Annotated in this window: 15 protein-coding genes, 1 tRNA gene and 3 rRNA genes; 11 read left to right on the forward strand and 8 right to left on the reverse strand. The window is 57.4% G+C overall.

Going from position 1 to position 20,681, the window contains the following annotated elements; all coding sequences use genetic code 11:
- The first annotated feature begins 502 nt into the window (after positions 1-502).
- From MCP_RS00610 to MCP_RS00630, 5 genes are all read left to right on the forward strand, one after another.
- Positions 503-1,973 (forward strand): 16S ribosomal RNA (locus MCP_RS00610).
- A 168-nt stretch (positions 1,974-2,141) separates the two neighbouring features.
- Positions 2,142-2,214, forward strand: a tRNA-Ala gene (locus MCP_RS00615).
- A gap of 482 nt (positions 2,215-2,696) precedes the next feature.
- Positions 2,697-5,605 (forward strand): 23S ribosomal RNA (locus MCP_RS00620).
- 165 nt (positions 5,606-5,770) lie between these two features.
- Positions 5,771-5,891: ribosomal RNA gene (gene rrf, locus MCP_RS00625) — 5S ribosomal RNA — on the forward strand.
- The 16S, 23S and 5S rRNA genes sit together here with 1 tRNA gene alongside, the layout of an rRNA operon.
- Positions 5,892-6,014: 123 nt before the next feature.
- Complete coding sequence (locus tag MCP_RS00630; RefSeq protein ID WP_012898869.1) at positions 6,015-6,488, forward strand: hypothetical protein; 474 nt, start codon at positions 6,015-6,017, stop codon at positions 6,486-6,488.
- A 12-nt stretch (positions 6,489-6,500) separates the two neighbouring features.
- On the opposite strand, the gene gatE is transcribed toward MCP_RS00630, so the two are convergent.
- From gatE to argH, 3 genes are read right to left on the reverse strand one after another with little or no spacing between them, the layout of a single operon-like run.
- A complete protein-coding gene (gatE, locus tag MCP_RS00635) occupies positions 6,501-8,387 on the reverse strand; it encodes a Glu-tRNA(Gln) amidotransferase subunit GatE (protein WP_012898870.1) in 1,887 nt (628 codons plus the stop codon).
- A complete protein-coding gene (gene gatD, locus MCP_RS00640) occupies positions 8,384-9,628 on the reverse strand; it encodes a Glu-tRNA(Gln) amidotransferase subunit GatD (protein WP_012898871.1) in 1,245 nt (414 codons plus the stop codon). The genes gatE and gatD overlap by 4 nt, the downstream gene beginning before the upstream one ends.
- Positions 9,629-9,632: 4 nt before the next feature.
- Positions 9,633-11,120 (reverse strand): argininosuccinate lyase, encoded by a 1,488-nt coding sequence (argH, locus tag MCP_RS00645; RefSeq protein WP_012898872.1) that lies wholly within the window; start codon positions 11,118-11,120, stop codon positions 9,633-9,635.
- A gap of 99 nt (positions 11,121-11,219) precedes the next feature.
- On the opposite strand from argH, the gene MCP_RS00650 reads away from it, so the two are divergent.
- Positions 11,220-12,389 (forward strand): radical SAM protein, encoded by a 1,170-nt coding sequence (locus tag MCP_RS00650; RefSeq protein WP_128566946.1) that lies wholly within the window; start codon positions 11,220-11,222, stop codon positions 12,387-12,389.
- Here MCP_RS00650 and MCP_RS00655 read toward each other — a convergent pair.
- Together MCP_RS00655 and MCP_RS16095 are read right to left on the reverse strand one after the other, a co-directional pair.
- Positions 12,367-13,362 (reverse strand): RIO1 family regulatory kinase/ATPase, encoded by a 996-nt coding sequence (locus MCP_RS00655; RefSeq protein ID WP_012898874.1) that lies wholly within the window; start codon positions 13,360-13,362, stop codon positions 12,367-12,369. The genes MCP_RS00650 and MCP_RS00655 overlap by 23 nt on opposite strands.
- Positions 13,363-13,364: 2 nt before the next feature.
- Complete coding sequence (locus tag MCP_RS16095) at positions 13,365-13,499, reverse strand: hypothetical protein (protein ID WP_012898875.1); 135 nt, start codon at positions 13,497-13,499, stop codon at positions 13,365-13,367.
- 181 nt (positions 13,500-13,680) lie between these two features.
- Here MCP_RS16095 and MCP_RS15800 point away from each other — a divergent pair, with 181 nt between their 5' ends.
- The 3 genes from MCP_RS15800 to MCP_RS00665 are packed head-to-tail and all read left to right on the forward strand — an operon-like array spanning position 13,681 to position 14,432.
- A complete protein-coding gene (locus tag MCP_RS15800) occupies positions 13,681-13,839 on the forward strand; it encodes a hypothetical protein (protein ID WP_173332307.1) in 159 nt (52 codons plus the stop codon).
- Positions 13,840-13,845: 6 nt separating this feature from the next.
- Entirely contained in the window at positions 13,846-14,235 is a 390-nt protein-coding gene (gene purE / locus MCP_RS00660; RefSeq protein ID WP_012898877.1) for a 5-(carboxyamino)imidazole ribonucleotide mutase, read from the forward strand.
- On the forward strand, positions 14,232-14,432 hold the full coding sequence (locus tag MCP_RS00665; RefSeq protein WP_012898878.1) for a hypothetical protein: 201 nt from the start codon (positions 14,232-14,234) through the stop codon (positions 14,430-14,432). The genes purE and MCP_RS00665 overlap by 4 nt, the downstream gene beginning before the upstream one ends.
- A 3-nt stretch (positions 14,433-14,435) precedes the next feature.
- Here the strand turns inward: MCP_RS00665 and MCP_RS00670 are convergent, their stop codons facing one another.
- Positions 14,436-14,669 carry a hypothetical protein gene (locus tag MCP_RS00670; protein WP_012898879.1) on the reverse strand — a complete coding sequence of 78 codons (234 nt, stop codon included), beginning with the start codon at positions 14,667-14,669 and terminating at the stop codon, positions 14,436-14,438.
- Positions 14,670-14,852: 183 nt separating this feature from the next.
- Between MCP_RS00670 and MCP_RS00675 the strand changes: the two genes are divergently transcribed.
- Positions 14,853-15,902 carry a BtrH N-terminal domain-containing protein gene (locus MCP_RS00675; RefSeq protein ID WP_012898880.1) on the forward strand — a complete coding sequence of 350 codons (1,050 nt, stop codon included), beginning with the start codon at positions 14,853-14,855 and terminating at the stop codon, positions 15,900-15,902.
- A 412-nt stretch (positions 15,903-16,314) separates the two neighbouring features.
- On the forward strand, positions 16,315-19,116 hold the full coding sequence (locus MCP_RS00680; RefSeq protein ID WP_012898881.1) for a DEAD/DEAH box helicase: 2,802 nt from the start codon (positions 16,315-16,317) through the stop codon (positions 19,114-19,116).
- A gap of 34 nt (positions 19,117-19,150) precedes the next feature.
- On the opposite strand, the gene MCP_RS00685 is transcribed toward MCP_RS00680, so the two are convergent.
- Both MCP_RS00685 and MCP_RS00690 read right to left on the reverse strand, forming a co-directional pair.
- On the reverse strand, positions 19,151-19,717 hold the full coding sequence (locus MCP_RS00685) for a TATA-box-binding protein (protein WP_012898882.1): 567 nt from the start codon (positions 19,715-19,717) through the stop codon (positions 19,151-19,153).
- Between the two features lie 215 nt (positions 19,718-19,932).
- The gene (locus tag MCP_RS00690; RefSeq protein ID WP_012898883.1) at positions 19,933-20,559 is read right to left on the reverse strand and encodes a MarC family protein; all 627 of its coding nucleotides are present in this window, start codon (positions 20,557-20,559) and stop codon (positions 19,933-19,935) included.
- Between the last annotated feature and the right edge of the window lie 122 nt (positions 20,560-20,681).

The raw sequence follows: 20,681 nt of genomic DNA on the forward strand, positions 1-20,681 counted from the left end.
GGCTTACATAAAAGCGAAACATATAAATAGCATTACTGGAGTATATAGGAATCCGCCGTCACAGGCACTGTGCAAAGGCACGGGCGCCAGGGGGCGGACATATGTATAGGTGCGCCTGGTGCGCGATGGCTCGTCTCACGACGGATCGTCGCACAAATCCGGCAAATCACAAACTATATATATGAATTAAACACTATAGGTGATTCCCGCATAATGCGGGGATAAATCACAATGATCGCCGCAGTCCGCTCATACGGCCCGACCCTGTGTATTAACACGGGATGAACGGCCGTTCTAAGGCTGCGGCATATGAGGATTCGAGGGACGCACCTTTTCTTCGGGGTGTGGTCGCGTTTCTGATGTTTGGTTGGTTGTTCGAGTAATTTTCTTGGTCGGTGAAAATGCCTGGTACTTGTATCAGGTGTTTTGTGCAGGCAAGATTTTCTCTGCAATTCCTTAGTGAAGTGAATTTGCAAACAGTAATGATTTGATAGTGTGCGTATTTCTGGTTGATCCTGCCAGAGGTCACTGCTATCGGTGTCCGATTAAGCCATGCGAGTCGTGAGGGGTTATGCCCTCGGCGGACTGCTCAGTAACACGTGGATAACCTGCCCAAGGGTCTGGGATAACCCCGGGAAACTGGGGATAATACCGGATGGATCACTAGTGCTGGAATGCTTGGTGGTCGAAAGGCAACGCCTTTGGATGGGTCTGCGGCGGATTAGGTTGACGCCGGTGTAACGTACCGGCGTGCCTGTAATCCGTACGGGTTGTGGGAGCAAGAGCCCGGAGATGGATTCTGAGACACGAATCCAGGCCCTACGGGGCGCAGCAGGCGCGAAAACTCTACAATGCAGGCAACTGCGATAGGGGGACATCGAGTGGCATCCACCTTGGGTGCCTGTCCAACCGTCTAAAAAACGGTTGTTAGCAAGGGCCGGGTAAGACCGGTGCCAGCCGCCGCGGTAATACCGGCGGCTCGAGTGGTGGCCGATATTATTGAGTCTAAAGGGTCCGTAGCCGGCTTTGCAAGTCCCCTGGGAAATCCAGCGGCTTAACCGTTGGGCTTTCATGGGATACTACATTGCTTGGGACTGGGAGAGGTAGGAGGTACTCGGGGGGTAGGGGTGAAATCCTGTAATCCTCCGGGGACCACCGGTGGCGAAGGCGTCCTACCAGAACAGGTCCGACGGTGAGGGACGAAAGCTAGGGGCACGAACCGGATTAGATACCCGGGTAGTCCTAGCCGTAAACGATGCCCGCTAGGTGTCACGACGGTCGTGAATCGTCGTGGTGCCGTAGGGAAGCCGCGAAGCGGGCCACTTGGGAAGTACGGCCGCAAGGCTGAAACTTAAAGGAATTGGCGGGGGAGCACCACAACGGGTGGAGCCTGCGGTTTAATTGGATTCAACGCCGGGAAGCTTACCGGGATCGACAGTTGTATGAAGGCCAGGCTGAAGACCTTGCCGGACTAGCTGAGAGGAGGTGCATGGCCGTCGTCAGTTCGTACCGTGAGGCGTCCTGTTAAGTCAGGCAACGAGCGAGACCCATTTCCACTGTTGCTAACGACTCCGCGAGGAGGGCGAGTACACTGTGGAGACCGCTGGCGCTAAGTCAGAGGAAGGATTGGTCGACGGTAGGTCAGTATGCCCCGAATATCCCGGGCTACACGCGGGCTACAATGGATAGGACAATGGGTAACTACACCGAAAGGTGGCGTCAATCTCTTAAACCTATCCTTAGTTCGGATTGAGGGCTGGAACTCGCCCTCATGAAGATGGAATCCGTAGTAATCGCATTTCAAAACAGTGCGGTGAATACGTCCCTGCTCCTTGCACACACCGCCCGTCAAACCACCCGAGCGGGGCGTGAATGAGGATCCTTTTCATTGAAGGACTCGAATTCATGTTCTGTAAGGGGGGTTAAGTCGTAACAAGGTAGCCGTAGGGGAATCTGCGGCTGGATCACCTCCTAACGATTTCACGACGGAGCCGGCTATGCTGAAAAGCATAGCCCGAACTCACGTAAAACAAAAAAACATTTGCCTTGCAACGTCCGTAAGGACGCACGGGCCGGGAAAACTCGAAAAACAACCGACTGAACGAATCTAATATGGACAGGCCAAAGGTCTGCCTTCAGAGGGGCTTGTAGATCAGCTGGAAGATCGCCGCCTTTGCAAGGCGGAGGCCCTGGGTTCAAATCCCAGCAAGTCCACTATCCACTAATGCTCTGCGGAGTTTTAGCGGATCTCACTCTCATCAATGTATGAGCCTCGAAAGAGGAAAAAAACGTCAATATAAAACGTAATGATAATCGTGCTCGGTGCACCTACTCACAAGAGTGTGGGTGGGGAAGGGGTTGATGCACAGGCAAAAGCCGTGACAGTACGCTTCAGGCGGGGACGTTCGTAAGTACGCTCCCGGTAAGGCGTATTCCACTTCACAGGTTAATGTCATTGGTTTAGTCTTGCAAGTGATGCTGTGTATATGTGTGTCTTTGGACGCTGAATTGGATTGTAATGGAGGGACTCGAAAGGGTTCTGAGTTTACAAACGAATTCGCAAACATAGATCGTAGGTAAATTTGTCACAGTGGCCAAATAAGTCCTTGATGTAAAAGTCAAGGGTGTGCTAACGCCCGAAAGGGCATAACTAGCAAATCGTCAACGCTCCGAAATAGGGGTTTTGATGATCAAATTGTTTTGGTGTTGCTGTGCCGTCCGGTGGATGGCTTGGCTCGAGGACCGATGAGGGACGTGCCAAGCTGCGATAAGCCCGGGGGAGGCGCATGGAGCCTTTGAGCCCGGGATTTCCTAATGAGACTTCTCGTATGACCCGATAAGGGTTGGGAACGCCCTGAGTTGAAACATCTGCGTAGGGGCTGGAAGAGAAATCAATTTGAGATGCTGTTAGTAACGGCGAGTGAACACAGCAGAGCCTAAACCGAATCCTGCCCGAGAGGGCAAGGAGATGTGGTGTTGTAAGACCGCCTTTTAGTCCGACACTCGTGAGAATGACTCCCCTGGAACGGGGGGCCGTAGAGGGTGATAGCCCCGTGTTCGTAGCGAGTAGGATGTGGCGAGTTCTTGAGTACCGTGGGTCGGATATCTCGCGGGAAACTGGGGGACACATTCCTCCAAGGCTAAATATATCTCGAGACCGATAGCGCAATAGTAGAGTGATCGAAAGCTGAAAAGCACCCTGAATAGGGAGGTTAAAAGAGCCTGAAATCGGACGGCGATGGAGCGACATGGGCATGAAAGGATCTTCCGCTCGAAGGAAGCACTCGCGAGGGTGTTGTACGAGAGCGGTTGCCAGTGTCCTGTCGTACGTTTTGAAGAACGGGCCAAGGAGTGGGGTCCAATGGCGAGGCTAACCCATTATTGGGGAAGCCGTAGCGAAAGCAACAAGCCCGCAGTTTTTCGAGGGGCGGCGTGGGTTCGCGCGGAGTCATTGGGCCACGACCCGGAACCAGGTGATCTAGGCGTGGGCAGATCGAAGCGTAACGAAAGTTACGTGGAGGATCGTTAGCGGTACTGATATGCAAATCGTTCGCGTGACCTGTGTCTAGGGGTGAAAGTCCAATCGAACTTGGAAACAGCTGGTTCCTCCCGAAACATATCGAAGTATGACCTCACCGGAGATTGTGGGCGAGGTAGAGCACTGATTAGGGGAGCCGGGCGGGAAACTGCTCGTCCCCTTGTCAAACTCCAAAGTCGCTCTCGTTGTAGATGGTGGGAAGTCCGGGCTGGGGGGTAAGCTTCTAGTCCGTAAGGGAGACAACCCAGACCAGGGTTAAGGTCCTTAATTGTCGACTAAGTGTAAACACTGAAAGGCGTCCCAAGCCCTAGACAACTGGGAGGTGAGCTTAGAAGCAGCTACCCTTTAAAAATAGCGTAACAGCTTACCAGTCGAGGTTTGGGGCCCTGAAAATGGACGGGGCTCAAGTCGACAACCGAGACCCTGGAACACCGCAAGGTGATTTCGTAGGGAGGCAATCCGCGGGCGTGGAAGCAGGGCTGTAAGGTCCTGTGGAGCGCGCGGGTAAGAAAATCTTGGCATTAGTAGCAGCATAGCACGGTGAGAATCCGTGCCGCCGAAAGGGCTAGGTTTCCTCGGCCATGATCGTCAGCCGAGGGTTAGTCGGTCCTAAGACCAGCCTCAACCGGAGCTGGTCAAAAGGGAAACAGGTTAATATTCCTGTACTTCTCTGTGCTAAAACTGACGTTTCCCGCTAGCGCTGGCAGGCCTGTCAGCCTGTTCAAGCTAATAGCATGCTGGAGAACCGTAATGGTGAGAAAGCGTGTAATATGTGATGACGTAAGCAGTGTCACGCGGGGAACCCGTGAAAAGGGAACAGAGGATCCGTACCAAGATCCGACACAGGTGCCCCTAGTTTAGAAGACTAAGGCGTGTCGGCACACCCTGGCCAAGGGAATTCGGCAAATTAGCCCCGTAACTTCGGGATAAGGGGTGCCTGCTCCGTGAGGAGCAGGTCGCAGTGACGAGGGAGCGCTGACTGTCTAATAACAACATAGCTGATCGCCAAATCGTAAGATCTAGTACGATCAGTGAATCCTGCCCAGTGCGGGTACCTGAAAACCTCGTACAAGGGGAAGAAGGGCCCGTCAACGGCGGGGGTAACTATAACCCTCTTAAGGTAGCGTAGTACCTTGCCGCTTAATTGGCGGCTTGCATGAATGGATCAACGAGCGCTCTACTGTCCCTGGCCAGGCGCCGGTGAACATTACATCCTAGTGCAGAGTCTAGGGACCCCTAATGGGAAGTGAAGACCCCGTGGAGCTTTACTGCAACCTGTCGTTGGGTTGCGGCCACCATTGTGCAGAGTAGATAGGACCCGTCGAGCCCCAGGCGCCAGTCTGGGGGGAGGGGACAATGAGACACTATCCTTTGGTGACTGCGACCCTAACCTAACTTGGGACATCGATAGGCGGGCAGTTTGGCTGGGGCGGCACGCCCTCGAAAAGGTATCGATGGCGCCCTAAGGTCAACTCAACCGAGTCAGAAACTCGGTGAAGAGTGTAAAGGCATAAGTTGGCTTGACACGCAACCGCACAACAAGGTTTCGTGAGACGAAAGTCGGGCTTAACGAACCAATGCTCCCCCAATGTGGGGGACATTGATGTCAGAAAAGCTACCCCGGGGATAACAGAGTCGTCGCCGGCAAGAGTACATATCGACCCGGCGGCTTGCTACCTCGATGTCGGTTCTTTCCATCCTGGCCGTGCAGCAGCGGCCAAGGGTGAGGTTGTTCGCCTATTAAAGGAGATCGTGAGCTGGGTTTAGACCGTCGTGAGACAGGTCGGTTACTATCTGTTAGGGGTGCAAAGCAGTCTGAGGGAAAGTTGCTTTTAGTACGAGAGGAACAAGGCAACGGCGCCGCTAGTCTAACGGTCGTCCGACAGGGCGGGCCGTGCAGCCACGCGCTAAGTTGTAAGGGCTGAAAGCATCTAAGCCCGAAAAACACCCTGAAACGAGACTGCCACCGAGTGCCAGTAGAAGACTGGTTTGATAGAGTTGGGGCGTACGCACCAAGGCAACGAGGTGCTCAACCCGCAACCACTAAACACTCGACCCACCAAAACACAAATTAGCACATTTGGACACCGAAAACACCGTAAAGGGGTGACACACCGTAAAGGTGCTATTACAATCCAAAGCGAAATCCAAAGAGCACAAAGACGCAGCACAACAAGCCCGAACGAGCCAAACAGGCCAATATTCGGCCCTCACAGTCATATGTGTGGTGGTTTTGGCGGCCACAGCGGCGGGGCACACCCGGTCCCTTTCCGAACCCGGAAGTTAAGCCCGCCCACGTCCCAGCCAGTACTGAGGTACGCGAGTCCCCGGGAAACCTGGAACGCCGCCAACCACCCACACACGACACTTTTTACAAAACAAATTATACATATACAACAGCATAAATGCCCGACAAATTTCCTAAACGTTTAATCGCAAACTTCTTATCGAATACTCTAGATTATGTTCATAGATCATGGACCTTGATGATATTACTAAAGAGCTCGATAAAGCCGGAAAGCCCGGGCGACTGCCGGAGCGTAAGCCTGACTTTCGCGTAAAGCAGGGCATGCTCAAGGCTTATTTCCTGAAGCTGCTGGCTTTCGTGCTACTCATTGTCGTAGCAGGATTTGGTTTCCTTGTCGTTTTCAATTACAGGTCGCTGGTCATGATGCTCATCGTCCTGGTATATCTGGGGCTGGGCATATTCCTCGCGTTCAAGCTCTTTGTACTGACCTACACGGGGTGGCTATACACGCTCTTGCTCTCGGCGGCGGGCGTGTTCATGCCCGTCCTGGCCCTGATCAGCAGGGGCTTCTCTAACCCGACATTTACTGCGGGCGCCTTCGGCATTATCGCCCTATCATTGCTCTCCGTGCTTCTGCTCTGGTGGGCAAAGGACCTGTTCGGGATAAAAAGTTACAGGGAGATCTTCGTACCTTATAAATAGAAAAGTGGGAGCTTATTTCTTAAGCTCCGCCTGTATCTCTTCTTTGAGTATCCTGCTGATGAGCTTGCCATCGGCTTTGCCCCTGAGCTTTGCCATGACCGGGCCCATGAGCCCGCCCTGGGACGCCTCGCCTTTTTCCCTGACGAAGTCTTTCCTTGATACTACGATCTCTTTTATGATCTTCCTGATGTCCGCCTCGTCCACTCCGCCGAGGCCCAGCTTCGTGACGGCCTCGTCTATTGGGGCGCCGCGGGCCATCTCGGCGAGCACCTGGGGTATGGCCTCTTTAGCTATCCTGCTCTCGGATACGTACTTGAAGAGCTGCTTGTACTGGTCCTCGGTGAGGTTCTCCACCGGGACGCCCTCGCGTCTAAGCTCTACTGTGGTGCCGAGCATGGTACGGGCCACCAGTGTCGGGTTCCCGCAGGCCTTCGCTACGTCCTCGAACCCGTAGCTCTGGGCGGAGTAGGCGACCCCGCCGGCCAGCTCCTCGTTCAGGCCGTACTCCTTCATGAGCCTTGCCTTCTTTTCGGGCAGCGTCTCGGGCAGCTCGCCCCTGAGCTTCTCCAGGTGAGCGGGCGTGACGTCTACTGAGGGCACGTCCGTCTCGGGGTACATCCTGGCCCTGCCGGGGAGTGGCCTCATGTATTCCGTGCTTCCGGTGGGCAGGGCTCCCCTGGTCTCCTCGGGTATGCCCTTCAGCGCCTCCGCGGCCCTTATCTTGACGGCGTCCATGGCGCGCCCCGACTTCTCCTTCGTGTCGGCGACCATGACGAACGCGTCCTGCGGCCCCAGCCCGAGCTTCTGCACGACGGCGTCCACCTCCGCCTGGGTGATCCCATAGTTAGGCAGCTCGTCTATGTGGAATATGCCTCCAACGCCTGCGGCCCTCTTCGCCCGGTCGGAGAACTCCGACCCCAGGCGGCGTCCGGGCTGTATCTCCTTCCCGACCAGTCCTCTGAACCCGGGCAGCCTCACTGCGAGGGCGACGCCTCCCGAGGACAGCGCCTTCTTCGCTACCTTCGATGCGGTATCTTTTAAAACGTCGGTAATGTCGAAGACCTCGCCGTCCACGCGGGCCCCGCGGGACAGCAGCTCGTCCCGTATCTCTAAAAGGTTCACCTGCCGCAGCGCCTCGCTCTCCACGGCCTGCTCCACCAGGTCCAGCGTCTGTACGCCCTTGATCTCGACCCTGGCCCCGCGGGCGATAGAGACGTTCACGTCCTGCCTGATGGTGCCCAGGCCGCGCTTGACCTCGGACAGCGACCTCAGCAGCGTACCGATATACAGGGCCACCTCCCTGGCCTGGGCTGGGGTATGGATGTCCGGCGCCGTGGCGATCTCAATGAGCGGTATTCCAAGCCTGTCCAGCGAATAGGTGACGGTGTCGCCCTTCGTTTCCACTTTAGATGCGGCGTCCTCCTCAAGGCAGAGCGTGTCCACGCCGACCCTGCCGGAGGCGGTCTCCAGGAACCCGCCCGAGGAGACGAAGCACGTCCGCTGGAAGCCCGTCGTGTTCGAGCCGTCCACCACGATCTTCCTCATGGTGAACACCTCGTCCACCGGCATCATGTTCAGCATGAGCGAGGCCTTGAGGGCGACGTCCAGCGCCTGCGGGTTCAGCGGCCGGGGCGGCTCCTCGTCGTTCTCCACGAGGCAGGTCGTGTCGTAAGTCTTATACAGGAACTTTTTCCTGGCCATTGCCTGCTCCGCCGCGGCCCTGTCTACCTCTCCCAGCTCGCTCTCCCTGGCCCTCAAGTATCTAAAAAATTCGAAGTTCGAGTCCTTCGCGTCCCTGTCCATGGGCGGGCAGCAGCAGTACAGCTTATGGCCGGTGGCGAGCTGCTGGTGTATCTCCAGGCCGGCCTTCAGGCCCAGCTTCGCGTAGTCAAGGCTCATACGGTCGACCTCCAGTGTATCTCGCCCGCGTAGTCATGTTGCATGATCCTCTTTACCTGGGCCATATCGTTCGTCTGCCCCAGGGCCCACATGAGCTTCACGAGGGCCACTTCGGGCAGCATGTCCTCGCCCTCTATGGCTCCAGCTTTCAGCAGGTCGATGCCCGTGGAGTATACGCGGTCGCATATGCGGCCGTTGATGCACTGGGAGGTCATCACTATCGTTATGCCGGCCGATACGGCCTTCTCTATCGCGGGCAGCCACTTCGTGCTCACGTGGCCCAGCCCGGTGCCCTCCAGCACCAGCCCTTTGAAGCTTTTCTCCCGGTAATAGTCGATGATCTCGGGGGACATGCCCGGGTAGAACTTGACGAGGGCGCACTTCGTCTCCATATCGCCCATTAATTTAAGCTCCTGCTCGCCCCGCTTTACGTATCCCGTGATGGGAGTGATCTTCCTGGTGGCATAGTCCACTCGGGCGATGGGGGGCACATTCACGCTCTGGAAAGCGGTCCTCATGGACGTGTGAAGCTTACGGACCTTGGTGCCACGATGAACATAACAGAAATCGTCCGACGTCTCGCCGTGCATGACCACCGTGACGCCGGCGATGTCTGACGTTGATACGGCCGTGGCGCAGATCATGTTCATGGCGTTATCGCTCGAGGGCCGGTCCGAGGACCTTTGCGCCCCAACGAGCACGATCGGCACGGGCGACCGGACCATGAAGGAGAGGGCCGCGGCCGTGTAGCTCAGCGTGTCCGTCCCGTGAGTGACGATGATGCCGTCGGCGCCGTTCTTAATTTCCTCGTGGCAGGCCCTGGCGAGGTTCTGCCACACGGAGGCGTCCATGTCCTCGCTGAAGATCATGCTCAGCACCCGGCCGTTGAAGTTCGCCATGTCCCCCAGCTCGGGTATGGCGTCCAGGATGTCGTCGGCGGTGAACTGGCTCGACACCGCGCCGGTACGATAATCTACCCGGCTGGCGATGGTGCCGCCCGTCGACAGGATGGATATGTTAGGCAGCCCGGGGTTGTGGGGGTGAGCCTTCCTTGCGGGCTTCGGAGGCTGGGGGGAGCGCTCTACCACCGTCACGTCGGCGCCGTCCAGGGACAGGCCCGCGTTGTAGCCGCTCTTCATCTTCAGCACGATCTTGTCGCTCCGGGAGGGCATCACGATGCCGCTGTACTCTCTTCCTTTGCTGGAGACCCTGACCATGTCCCCTTCCTTGTAGTCCGCCATGTCATTACCCCTTGATGATATCGCTCACGGCCTTCGCCAGGCCGCCTTCGGCCTTCGCCAGCTTCTTCGCGAGGCCCGAGGCCGCCTTCGCGTCCGCTTTCAGGCGCTCCTTTTCCGCGGCGATCTTACTCGTTACGGCCGCCTTTGCCGGGCCCCCGAGTATGCTCCTGCGCCGGACGTTCTTAAGAGGGTCCTTCGCCTCTTCCAGCGCCTTTTCTGTCAGCCCCATCCTGCTCAGCTTCTTCCCTATCATGTCCATCGAGGCCCGGTCCACGTCCGCTAATGAAGGATTCCCGTCCCCTCGGGCCAGCCTGCCAACGATGCCGTGGGCGGTCCTGAAGGGCAGCCCCGTGGCCCTGACGATGGTGTCGGCGATCTCGGTGGCCGTGGTGAACCCCATGGTGCTCTTCCGGGCCATCTCTTCATTATTTATTTTAAGCGTGCTCACCGCCCCCGTCATGATGCGCACGGAGGAGCGGCTTATTTCGAATGAGCGTAACAGTTGAGGGGTGACTTCCTGCAGGTCGCTGTTGTAGCTGTAAGGCAGCGCCTTGACGATGGTGAAGGCGGCCACCATGTGGCCGATGACAGTGCCAGCGCGGCCGCGAACGAGCTCGAGGATGTCGGGGTTCTTCTTCTGGGGCATGATGCTGCTCGTGGAGGCGTAGGCGTCGTCAAGCTCCACGAACCCGAACTCCGGGGTGCTCCACAGCACCAGCTCGTCCGCCAGCCTGCTCAGGTCCGTCTCCAGGATGGCGATGGCGCTTATGGTAGTAAGAATGAAATCCCTTGAAGAGACGCCGTCCATCGAGTTATCCATCGGCCGGTCGAAGCCGAGGAGCTTCGTGGTGTACTCCCTGTCCAGCGGATAGCCCGTGGACGCGAACGCGGCGCTTCCCAGGGGGTTGATGTTAATGAATTTATAGGCGTCAAGCAGCCTCTCGAAGTCCCTGTCGAGGGCGGACGCGTGCGCCATCAGGTGGTGGGCCAGCGTTGTGGGCTGGGCGTGCTGCAGGTGAGTGAAGCCCGGCATCACCGTGTCCATGTTATTAGAGGCGAGCCCTACGATGGCCTTTCGCAGCTCCAGCAGGTCGGCCATGAGGCCTAACAGCTCTTTCCGGGCGGAGATGCGGACGCAGGTGATGACCTCGTCGTTCCGGGAGCGCCCGGAGTGCATGCGTCCCCCGACGTTCTCGCCTACGGACTTGATGAGCTTAGACTCGATGGCCATGTGGACGTCCTCGAAAGCCGGTATGTCCACGGCGTCCACGCCGCCTGCCCCGATACTGTCCAGTGCCTTAAGTATGGCGGCGGCGTCCTTCTTATCGATGACGCCCTGCCTGGCGAGCATGGCCGTGTGGGCTTTGTCCACCATGATGTCCGAGGGGAATATCCACCTGTCCGCCTGCAGCGAGGAAGTGAATGCGTTGATCTCTTCGCTCTTGGCGGCTGAAAGCCTGCCCCTTCGAAGTATGTCTTCCTTATTCTCCATCTGAACGCCTCTGCGACGCAAATACTTCTAACGTCATCCTATATCATTGTTTATGAGCTAGAAAACTTTTTTCTGCCTTGAGGCACATTGGTGTTATCGATGGCGGTCTTTTCCGAGGTGTACGACGAGGATAACGACAAGGTGTTCGTGATCCGGGGGACCATCGAGGTCCGGATCCCCCATAATTTTTACTCCCAGCTTAAGCGCAAGTATTCGGACGAGGAGATCGTGTCCATGCAGGAGCCCAAGATACTCCGGCACCACCACACGAAGCGGGAGCTTGTCTACGTGACGAAGGAGTCGGGGCTGCCCCTCATTGGCCACACGGCCTTCGGCCTCATCGACCGCGGGACGAACTTGATACAGGTCCGCCCGGTGTCGGGCTGCAACCTGAACTGTATTTTCTGCAGCGTCGACGAGGGGGTTAGCAAGAGCCGGCGGACGGACTACATCGTGGACACGGACTACCTGGTGGAGGAGTTCGCGAAGCTGGCCGCCCTGAAGGGGGACGATGTGGAGGCGCACATCGACGGCCAGGGAGAGCCTTTTATTTATCCTTACATGGTGGAGCTGCTGGAGAAGCTCCGAAAGGTGCCCCATGTTAAGGTCATTTCGGCCCAGACGAACGGCATGCTCCTCGACCCGGAAAAAATAAGGGCGATGGAGGGCCTGCTGGACCGCATCAACCTCTCCATATCGTCGATGGACCCCCGCAGGGGGCGTATGCTGGCCGGTACCAACCTGTACGACGTAGAGCACGTCAAGGAAGTCGCCAGGGCCGTCGCAGCAAGCGATATTGACCTGCTTCTGGCCCCCGTATGGGTGCCCGGGTTCAACGACGAGGACATCCCGAAGCTGATCGAGTTCGGCCTGGAGATAGGCGCCGGCAAGCGCTGGCCCGGGTTCGGCATCCAGAACTACGTCCGTTACCAGTTCGGCAAGAAGGTCAGGGGCAGGCCCATGAAGTTCTCCGAATTTTTTAAGCGGCTCGAAGAGTACGGGAAGCAGTACGGCTTAAATTTGAAACTCACGCCGGCTGACTTCGGCATACATAAGGCGCCGGGGCTTCCCAGGGCGTTCCGGAGGGGGGAGCGCGTGAAGCTGGAGCTCGTGGCTCCCGGGCGGGTGTTCGGCGAGATGCTCGCCGTGAGCAGGGGCCGGGTCATCGGCGTGCTGACAGACAGGCCCGCCGGGTCCACGGTGTTCGCCGAGATCACCCGGACGAACGACAACGTGTACGTGGCCGTCACGGCAGAGTCAAGGCTTTGAGGCTCTCTTTGAGCTCTTTTTTCCGATCATCGCTCAGGTTGAGGTCGGCCTTATAGAGCGCCATGTCCACCATTCCGGCGGCCCGGCCCAGGTCCGATGGAGAATAGAACTTCCGGGCGTTTTTCACGACTTCGCCCGGCGGCAGCCTGCCCGAGAGGGCGCATAATAGGCACGCCAGGTCGAAGGCCGCGGCCTCTTCGATGCCGCTGCGGTCGATCTTCAGGCAGTCGAACACGTAGACCCGGCCGTTCGAGAGCATGAAGTTGTCCAGCTTGACGTCGCCGTGTAAGATGCCGTTCTCCCTCATCTTTTTCAATATTAAGAATAGCTGGTCCATGATCTCGCCGCTCATTTCGGCCTTCGAGAGGGGCTTCCCGTCGATGTACTCCATGACCAGCATATAGTCGGCGCCGCCCATCTTATGTAAGCCGTAAACTTTCGGGGCGTTCACCGAGGCGTTTCGCAATTTTTCAAGGCAAAGCCGCTCGTACTGGCCCATCTCCAGCCCGCAGTGGTAATCGTCGAACTTGAGGTCGACTCCCTCGGCGATGACGCCGATGTTCCTGAAAAGGGTCATGTACTTATGCTTAAGGGCGCTCCGCTCGTTCATGACCTTGGCCAGGAACTTCCTCTCAGAGCGCGTTTTTTTGCAGACGCCCTTCACGATGCAGGGGATGGAGAGCCAGTAGGAGCCTCCTGCCAGCCTTATCTTGATCTTCTTCATCCCGTACTTCTTTTTGAAAACGTGCCTTATCTGGGCCTTCCTCAGGAAGTTCAGCCTGTCCCGGGAGACGGCCTGCATCCAGTCGAGCAGGGTCCTGCGAAACCCGGTGCCTAAGAGGCGGTCGGCGCCCTGCGCGGAGATATAGAGGACGCTGATAAGGAATACGAGCGCCGCCTCCACGAAAAAGTTATTCAGTACGGCGTGTCCCGCCCTTTCGAGTACGTCCGGCGCCCTCCCGTACTCGCCCATAATTACCTCACGGGGCAAATACCGTAGTGGATCTCGAAGCTCCCCGGGAGCGCGTCCCCCCAGACATCGTCCACAAGGATCTGGGGCTTCTCCAGGTCCCCCACCGTCCAGTCCATGGAGAGCTTCAGGGGGTCCACCTCCGGCCCAGGCCGCGTAATATCTGGCTCCTCCTCGTTCCCATGAACAATAAATATAAAATAACATTTATTTTAATTCTGCGTCGGCTTACGTTATTTTCACGATCTTAGAACTTAAGGACAAGGTTTTTGTACCATGTCCTGGATATTGCTGTTGCTAAATTAGCACTAAGTGGGTGGAATGATGAGTGTGATTACGGCTGAAGTCCTGCAGGAGCTCATGTCGCTAAAGAAGTCCGACCGGGAAAAATTCCTCGACCGTCTCGAGGAACTGGCGCTCAGCTCCATGGACGTACTCCTGAATTATAAAAAGTTTAAAGAATATCCTGCCAACATATAGGCCTTCATGGCAGATGTGGCAGTCATCCTCGGCTCCGCCTCGGACCGCGCCATCGCGGACAGGGCGGTCGAGGTTTTATCGAAGAATAACATCTCTTTTGACCTGCAGGTCTTATCGGCTCACCGCAACCCGGACGAGCTGGACGTGTACGTGAAGCGGAGCGACGCTAAGGTGTATATCACCATCGCCGGCCTCTCGGCCGCCCTTCCGGGCGTCGTGGCGTCGAAGACCTCCCGGCCCGTCATCGGCGTGCCCGTATCGGCGAAGCTGGGCGGCCTGGACGCGTTACTATCGATCGTGCAGATGCCGAAGGGCGTCCCCGTGGCCTGCGTGGGCATCGACAACGGCGACAACGCCGCGCACCTGGCGATACGGATCCTCGGGGTGGGACAGTGAAGGCGAAGGACGCAAAAATCGCATACATCGCCCTGGCCTTCCTCATAGCGCTGTGCGCCATCGTGGCCTCCTACCTCCGGCAATATTACATCGCGCTTGGGCTCATCGTCATGGCCTCGGCCATCATGCTCGGGGGAGCGATACTCGTATCCTACATGTACAAGATGGAAAAAGCCGAAGAGCTAAAAAAGATCTGAGATCTATATATCGTCGTCGTCGAGGTCCGGTGAGCCGCCGTCGACGCTCGCCGCGTGCTCCTCTTCCTCGAACCCGCCAACCCTCTCTTCCTCGAGCTCCTCGGGCGTGGCCACGATCTCGTCCGTGACAAGTGGCGTCATCTTTTGCTTCTTCGCCAGGCAGAAGTACCTCGAGAACGTATCCATGCTGTCAATGACAACGAGCTCATTCTTGTGTATAGCGATCGGTGTGTACATTACGGAACCTCCACAGCGGCATTAAACGGTTCTTGGTAACCGCCTTTCACGGTTCTTTGTAACCATCTCATATATAACGTTATCGAGCGGAAACGGCGGCCGCCCGGCAAGCCGTTATTCCCTTGAGAGAGCGCATTCAGGGCATACCAAACTTTAATTTTTGAATTGCCTTCTTACTTGGTGATGAAAAAGATCCTGGATGGTTTCGTTCACCGGCGCGGCATGCACTGCGACACCACGGCCCTCAGGGACGTGTTCGAGTACTCGGGCCACGGGCTCCCCGAGGCCGCGCTCTTCGGCATCGGCGAGGGTCTGGGCTTCTATTACTGGAAGAGCCGGAACCTGCGGCACCCGGCCATCGGCGGCCGGATCAAGCCTCTCGAGCTGGACCGGCGGGCGTGCCGGAACCTCGGCGTCGGCTTGAAAATTAACACCTCGACCAGCCCGAAGCGGGCCTACCGCGTCATGAAGGCGATGCTCGAGGGCGGCCGGCCCGTCATGATGCGGGCGGACATCTACTACCTGGAGTACCGGCGCACGCGCCACCACTGCGGCGCCCACAACATCGTGGTCGCAGGCCTGGACGAGGCATCCGATACAGTATACGTGGCGGACCGGATAGCGGACGGCCTCATCGAGCTCCCTGTATCACGATTAATAGACGCGAGGGCGTCCCTTCACAAGCCATTCCCGCCGAGGAACCTCTGGTTCGAGTTCGCCTTCCCCGGGAGCCTCTCGCTTGACGGCAGCCGGGTCATGGGGGCCATCGGCATGAACGCCGTGGAGATGCTCAACTCCGACGTGCGGAGCGTGGGCATCGGGGGCATTTATTATCTGGCCAGCTGCATCCACCAGTGGAAGGCCGACTTCAACAAGCGGGACCTGGAGATCGCCTGTAACGCCGCCTATGGCTCCATCGAGGCGAACGGCACGGGCGGAGGGCTCTACCGGCACATGTACGCCGAGTTCCTGGAGTACGCCCGGGGCCTGACGGGCGTACAAGAATTAGAAAGCATCGCCGGCGGCTACCACCAGGCCGGCAGGATGTGGACACAGGCGGCGAAAATTTTAAAGGACGTTCCCTGCGGCTGCGCCTCGCTCGCCGAGGCCGCCGTGGCCGTGGAGGAGATCGCCGCGAAGGAGCACGAATTGCTCACGGAGCTTTTGTGCGTGGCCAACCTGTGCTGTAAGAATAACGGGAAAACCAGCATCAAGACACTCGAAAAAGATTAAGCAGGTCTAAGACTAATAAGAAAGCACGAAGACGTTTTCAGCCACGAAGCGGCTCGAAGTGGGCCTAAAGTTACACGAAGACATTATAACATTAATTTTGAATTGTTGAATAATTCGTTTTATATCTATTTTGACTTTTATGGATTGTTATAATTATCCATCCAACTTATGGTATTATTTCTCGGGCTCTGTGATACAACCGATATGCGAGAATGCATAACAGAAAGGACGATACCCATCGATACCTAACACAGTAAAATTTTTATAAAGCATCTTTGTGTCACTTCAGGCCAGCTTAGTGTCGCTTTGTGGCTGAAATAGTCTTCGAGCCGCTTATAAATGTTTAGAGGCACTTTTTTAAAACCACAAAGGATTAATCGTATCAGGTAACATAAGACTTGATTCCAGTAACATGAAAAACTGTTTTGAGCTGCTCGACGTTCGCATACGGAAAGCCCTCGCTTCAATGGGCTTCACCGAGCCCACCGAGACGCAGGAGAAGGCCATACCCGCCATCATGTCCGGCGACGACGTGCTGGTCATCGCCCCCACGGGCACCGGCAAGACCGAGACGGCCATGCTCCCCGCGCTCCACGGCGTGCTGAACGGCGAGGGCGGCGAAGGCTTCAAAGTACTATATATTACCCCGCTGAGGGCGCTGAACCGGGACATGCTGAAGCGCCTCACCCAGTGGTCGAAGGAGCTGGGCGTGTCCATCGAGGTCAGGCACGGCGACACCCCCATGCACGAACGCCGGAAACAGGCGCTCAAGCCCCCCGACGTGCTCATCACCACCCCCGAGACGCTCCAGGCCATCTTTATGGGCCTCCGCATGCGCAATCATTTAAAAACCGTCAAATACGTCATCGTCGACGAGGTGCACGAGCTCGCGTCCTCCAAGCGAGGTACCCAGCTATCCATCGCCCTTGAGAGGCTGGCGAAGTACGCGGACTTCCAGAGAATAGGCCTGTCGGCGACCGTCGGCGCTCCCGAGGAAGTGGCCCACTTTTTAGGCGGCGTGGACAGGAAGGTCCGCATCGTCCAGGTCTCCATCGAGAAGACGCTGGACTTCCACGTGACCGTGCCTAAGGTCAGCGAAGAGGATAAGAAGCTGGCGAGAAAGCTGCTCACCGACCCGGACATCGCCTCTCAGATACGCGAAATGATCGCGCTCATCCACAGGAACAGGTCCACTTTGATGTTCGTGAACACCCGCCAGTCGGCCGAGGCAATAGGCGCCCGGTTCAAGCGCCTGGGCGAGAGCATCGCCGTGCACCACGGCTCCCTGTCAAAGGAGGCCAGGATCGAGGCGGAGGACGCCTTCAAGGACGGCCGGGTCCCGGCGCTCGTGTGCACATCGTCCATGGAGCTGGGCATCGACATCGGCGACATCGACCACGTGATCCAGTACATGTCCCCGAGGGAGGTGTGCCGCCTGGTGCAGCGGGTGGGCAGGGCCGGCCACCGGGTCGGCGAGACGTCGACGGGCACGGTCATCGCCATTAACGAGGACGATGCCGCCGAGGCGTGGGCGATCACGCGGCGCGCGGCCGCCGGCCAGATCGAGAGCGTCGGCCTCTACGAGCGGCCGTATGATGCATTGGCCAACCAGGTGTGCGCCATGGCCCTGGAGTACGGGGACGTCCACTCGAACAGGGTCTATGACCTCGTCAGGAAGGCATATCCTTACAGGGAGCTATCGCGCAAGGAGTTCGACCTCGTGCTAAAACAGCTCGTCGAAGAGAGGCTCATTTTCGTGAACGAGGCGGGCATAATAAGCAGGAAGGGCAAGACCCGCACCTACATGTACGAGAACCTGTCCATGATCCCCGACGAGAAGCGCTACCAGATCCAGGACGTCATCAGCGGCCGGTTCGTGGGCACGCTGGACGAGGCGTTCGTCATCAATATGGATTTGGGCGCCGTGTTCATCACCAAGGGCGACATGTGGCGCATCGTCGAGATCACCGAGGACCGGGTGAGGGTCGAGCCCGTGGAGAACCCCCAGGCCGAGGTGCCCTCGTGGACCGGGGAAGAGATCCCCGTGCCCTTCGCCGTGGCCATGGAGGTGGGCGCCATCCGCCGCGCCGTGGAGGAGATGAAGGACGGGCCGGACCAGGAGATCGTCGACAGCCTCATGAAGCGCTATCCCACGGACGCATACACGGCCCGGAAGCTCGTCGAGTACGTGAAGCGGCAGATTGGCGACAGCTACCTGGTGCCCACCGATAAAAGGGTCGTGGTGGAGGACGAGCAGCGGACCATCATCATCAACGCCTGCTTCGGCCACAAGGTCAACGAGACGCTGGGCCGGGTCATCACGGCTTTACTGGCCTCCCGGTTCGGCAGCGGCGTGGCCATGGAGATCGACCCGTACCGCATTAAATTGGAGCTGCCGAAGCGCATCCGTGCCACGGACATCACGAAGCTCATCATGGACATCGACCCCCTGTTCGTCGAGCCCATCATCGAGAAGACCTTAAAGAATACCATGCTCCTGAAGTGGAAGATGGTGCACGTCGCCCGCAAGTTCGGAGCCCTCTCCAGGGACGTGGACTACGAGCGCATCAGCATGGACAAGCTTCTCAAGATATTCGAGGGGACGCCCATGTACGAGGAGGCCGTCCGGGAGATATTCCACGATAAGCTGGACGTGGAGAATGCCCGGAAGGTGCTCACGATGCTTCGCAACGGCGAAATATCTTTAGCGGCGGGCAGGCTCAGCTTCATCGGCGGCTCCGGCTTCACCGGCGGCCGGGAATTGATGGCCCCCGAGACCGCCGACCGTTCTATATTGATGGCCCTGAAGGACCGCATCATGAACGACCACGTGCTCTTGTTCTGCCTGAACTGTAAGCAGTACTCCGCCAAAAAAAGAGTTGAGGACGTCGAGGACCCGCCTGTGTGCCCCGTGTGCGGCTCGAAGCTCATAGCGGCGTTGAAGCCCTGGGAGAGGGACGAGATGGAGCTGGCGAAGCACCCGGAGAAGCTCAAGGCCGAGGACGACAAGATCAAGGTCAAGCGGGTCTACCGGAACGCCAACATCGTGCTCTCCCACGGCAAGAAGGCCGTTATCGCCCTTGCCTCCAGAGGATTAGGGCCCGAGACGGCGTCCCGCGTCATCGCGAAATTGAAGGAAGATGAGGACGACTTCTACCGGGACATCCTGAGGGCCGAGCGGGACTATGTGCGTACTCGGCGTTTCTGGGTTTAATAAAATTATAAATAAAAATGTAGTTGGGCCAGCCTCACAGTAAGGCGAGGCCCTCGAGTTCCTTGACAATGCGGTCGACTGCCTCTTCGGCGTCCTTGGGCTTCTTGCCGCCGGTGACGACGAGCTTGCCGGAACCGAACAGGAGCACGACGACCTTGGGGTGGTCCAGCCGGTACACGAGGCCGGGGAACTGCTCGGGCTCGTACTCGATGTTCTCGAGGCCGAGGCCGATGGCGATGGCGTTCAGGTTAAGGACGGAGCCCAGGTCCGCCGATGCGACGATGTTCTGGACGGTGATCTCGGGGTTCTGGTCGACCTTGATGCCCACGCTGTCCATCTTTTTGAAGACCTTCTTGAGCCCGCGGTCCACGTCCTCGATGCTCTTGGCGCCCGTGCACACGATCTTGCCGCTCCGGAAAATGAGCGCGGCGGTCTTGGGGTCCTTGGTGCGGTATACGAGGCCCGGGAACTGCTCCGGGTCGTAGTCGGCGCCTTCGAGGGCGAGGGTGACCGACTTGAGGTCTATCTCCTGGCCGATGGCGGTGGATGCCACGACGTTCTCGATTGTGATCGTCTTCTTGGCTTCTTCGGCTTTACTCATAAATGCAACTCCTATAGCAACCTTTCCTATAACGGGTATTTATCGTATATAAGCATACGGATAATATACTGGCGTTAGCTTGACTTCCGGCGGGACGATTTTCCCACCGGGGTATTTAAATATATTATAATTTTAGTACGTCACTGATATATAAACTTTATATACTCTTTATAAATGTTTTTGAAAGGCGGTACGAAAAAGTAGTATCGCATGCTTCAGCCCAGCAGCGCCGGGAACGAGCCGCCGATGCCCGTGATCATCATGCCGGTGGCAATAGCGGCAAGCACGATGCCCATCACCTTGGTGAGCACCCGGGCGCCGTCCTTGTGGATGAAGCTGTAGAGAAGGTCGCTGTTCACCACGACGATCCATGAGGCGAGCATCGCTATCAGTATGGCGGCCAGTATCCAGAGCTTATCGAAGCCAGCGGCCTCGTTCATGTAGATCATGGTGACGGCCATGGACCCCGGGCCGGCTATGAGGGGAGTGGCCATCGGGGTCACCGCGATGGAGTCGAAGTCCTCCTCCTCGTGAGGGCCGTCCGTCTTTTTAGCACGGGTCTCGCTGCCCAGGAGCATGTCGAAAGCGATCAGCAAAAGCAGTATGCCGCCGGCGATGCGCAAAGAGTTCAGCGAGATATCGAGCACGTCCATGAACGGCTTGCCCACGAGCGCGAAAATGAAAAGGATGATGCTGCCGATGACCGATGCCTTGGTGATGACGTAGCGGCGCTCGGTGCCGCTCATGCCCCCGGTCAGGCCAAGAAAGATGGGTATGTTCCCGAAGGGGTCGGCCATGACGAAAATCGAGATGACCACGCTGATAAAAAACTCGAAGTTCATGGCAATAAATGAAATAATCGATAAGGATATAATCCTATTCGTGCAAGGACGCGGCTTCCTGCCAGGCCGGATATTACCAGCAATTATAAATAGTCACAGGTATTATTACAGAAACAAAGGTA

Origin of the sequence: Methanocella paludicola SANAE, from assembly GCF_000011005.1 — an archaeon.
GTDB lineage: Archaea > Halobacteriota > Methanocellia > Methanocellales > Methanocellaceae > Methanocella > Methanocella paludicola.

Coding starts and splice junctions, on each gene's coding strand:
- gatE (WP_012898870.1), bottom strand. CDS start 8,387: ATGAGCCTTGACTACGCGAAGCTGGGCCTGAAGGCCGGCCTGGAGATA.
- MCP_RS00650 (WP_128566946.1), top strand. CDS start 11,220: ATGGCGGTCTTTTCCGAGGTGTACGACGAGGATAACGACAAGGTGTTC.
- MCP_RS00630 (WP_012898869.1), top strand. CDS start 6,015: ATGGACCTTGATGATATTACTAAAGAGCTCGATAAAGCCGGAAAGCCC.
- MCP_RS00670 (WP_012898879.1), bottom strand. CDS start 14,669: ATGTACACACCGATCGCTATACACAAGAATGAGCTCGTTGTCATTGAC.
- MCP_RS00685 (WP_012898882.1), bottom strand. CDS start 19,717: ATGAGTAAAGCCGAAGAAGCCAAGAAGACGATCACAATCGAGAACGTC.
- argH (WP_012898872.1), bottom strand. CDS start 11,120: ATGGAGAATAAGGAAGACATACTTCGAAGGGGCAGGCTTTCAGCCGCC.
- MCP_RS00675 (WP_012898880.1), top strand. CDS start 14,853: ATGAAAAAGATCCTGGATGGTTTCGTTCACCGGCGCGGCATGCACTGC.
- MCP_RS00690 (WP_012898883.1), bottom strand. CDS start 20,559: ATGAACTTCGAGTTTTTTATCAGCGTGGTCATCTCGATTTTCGTCATG.
- MCP_RS00680 (WP_012898881.1), top strand. CDS start 16,315: ATGAAAAACTGTTTTGAGCTGCTCGACGTTCGCATACGGAAAGCCCTC.
- gatD (WP_012898871.1), bottom strand. CDS start 9,628: ATGGCGGACTACAAGGAAGGGGACATGGTCAGGGTCTCCAGCAAAGGA.
- purE (WP_012898877.1), top strand. CDS start 13,846: ATGGCAGATGTGGCAGTCATCCTCGGCTCCGCCTCGGACCGCGCCATC.
- MCP_RS15800 (WP_173332307.1), top strand. CDS start 13,681: ATGATGAGTGTGATTACGGCTGAAGTCCTGCAGGAGCTCATGTCGCTA.
- MCP_RS00655 (WP_012898874.1), bottom strand. CDS start 13,362: ATGGGCGAGTACGGGAGGGCGCCGGACGTACTCGAAAGGGCGGGACAC.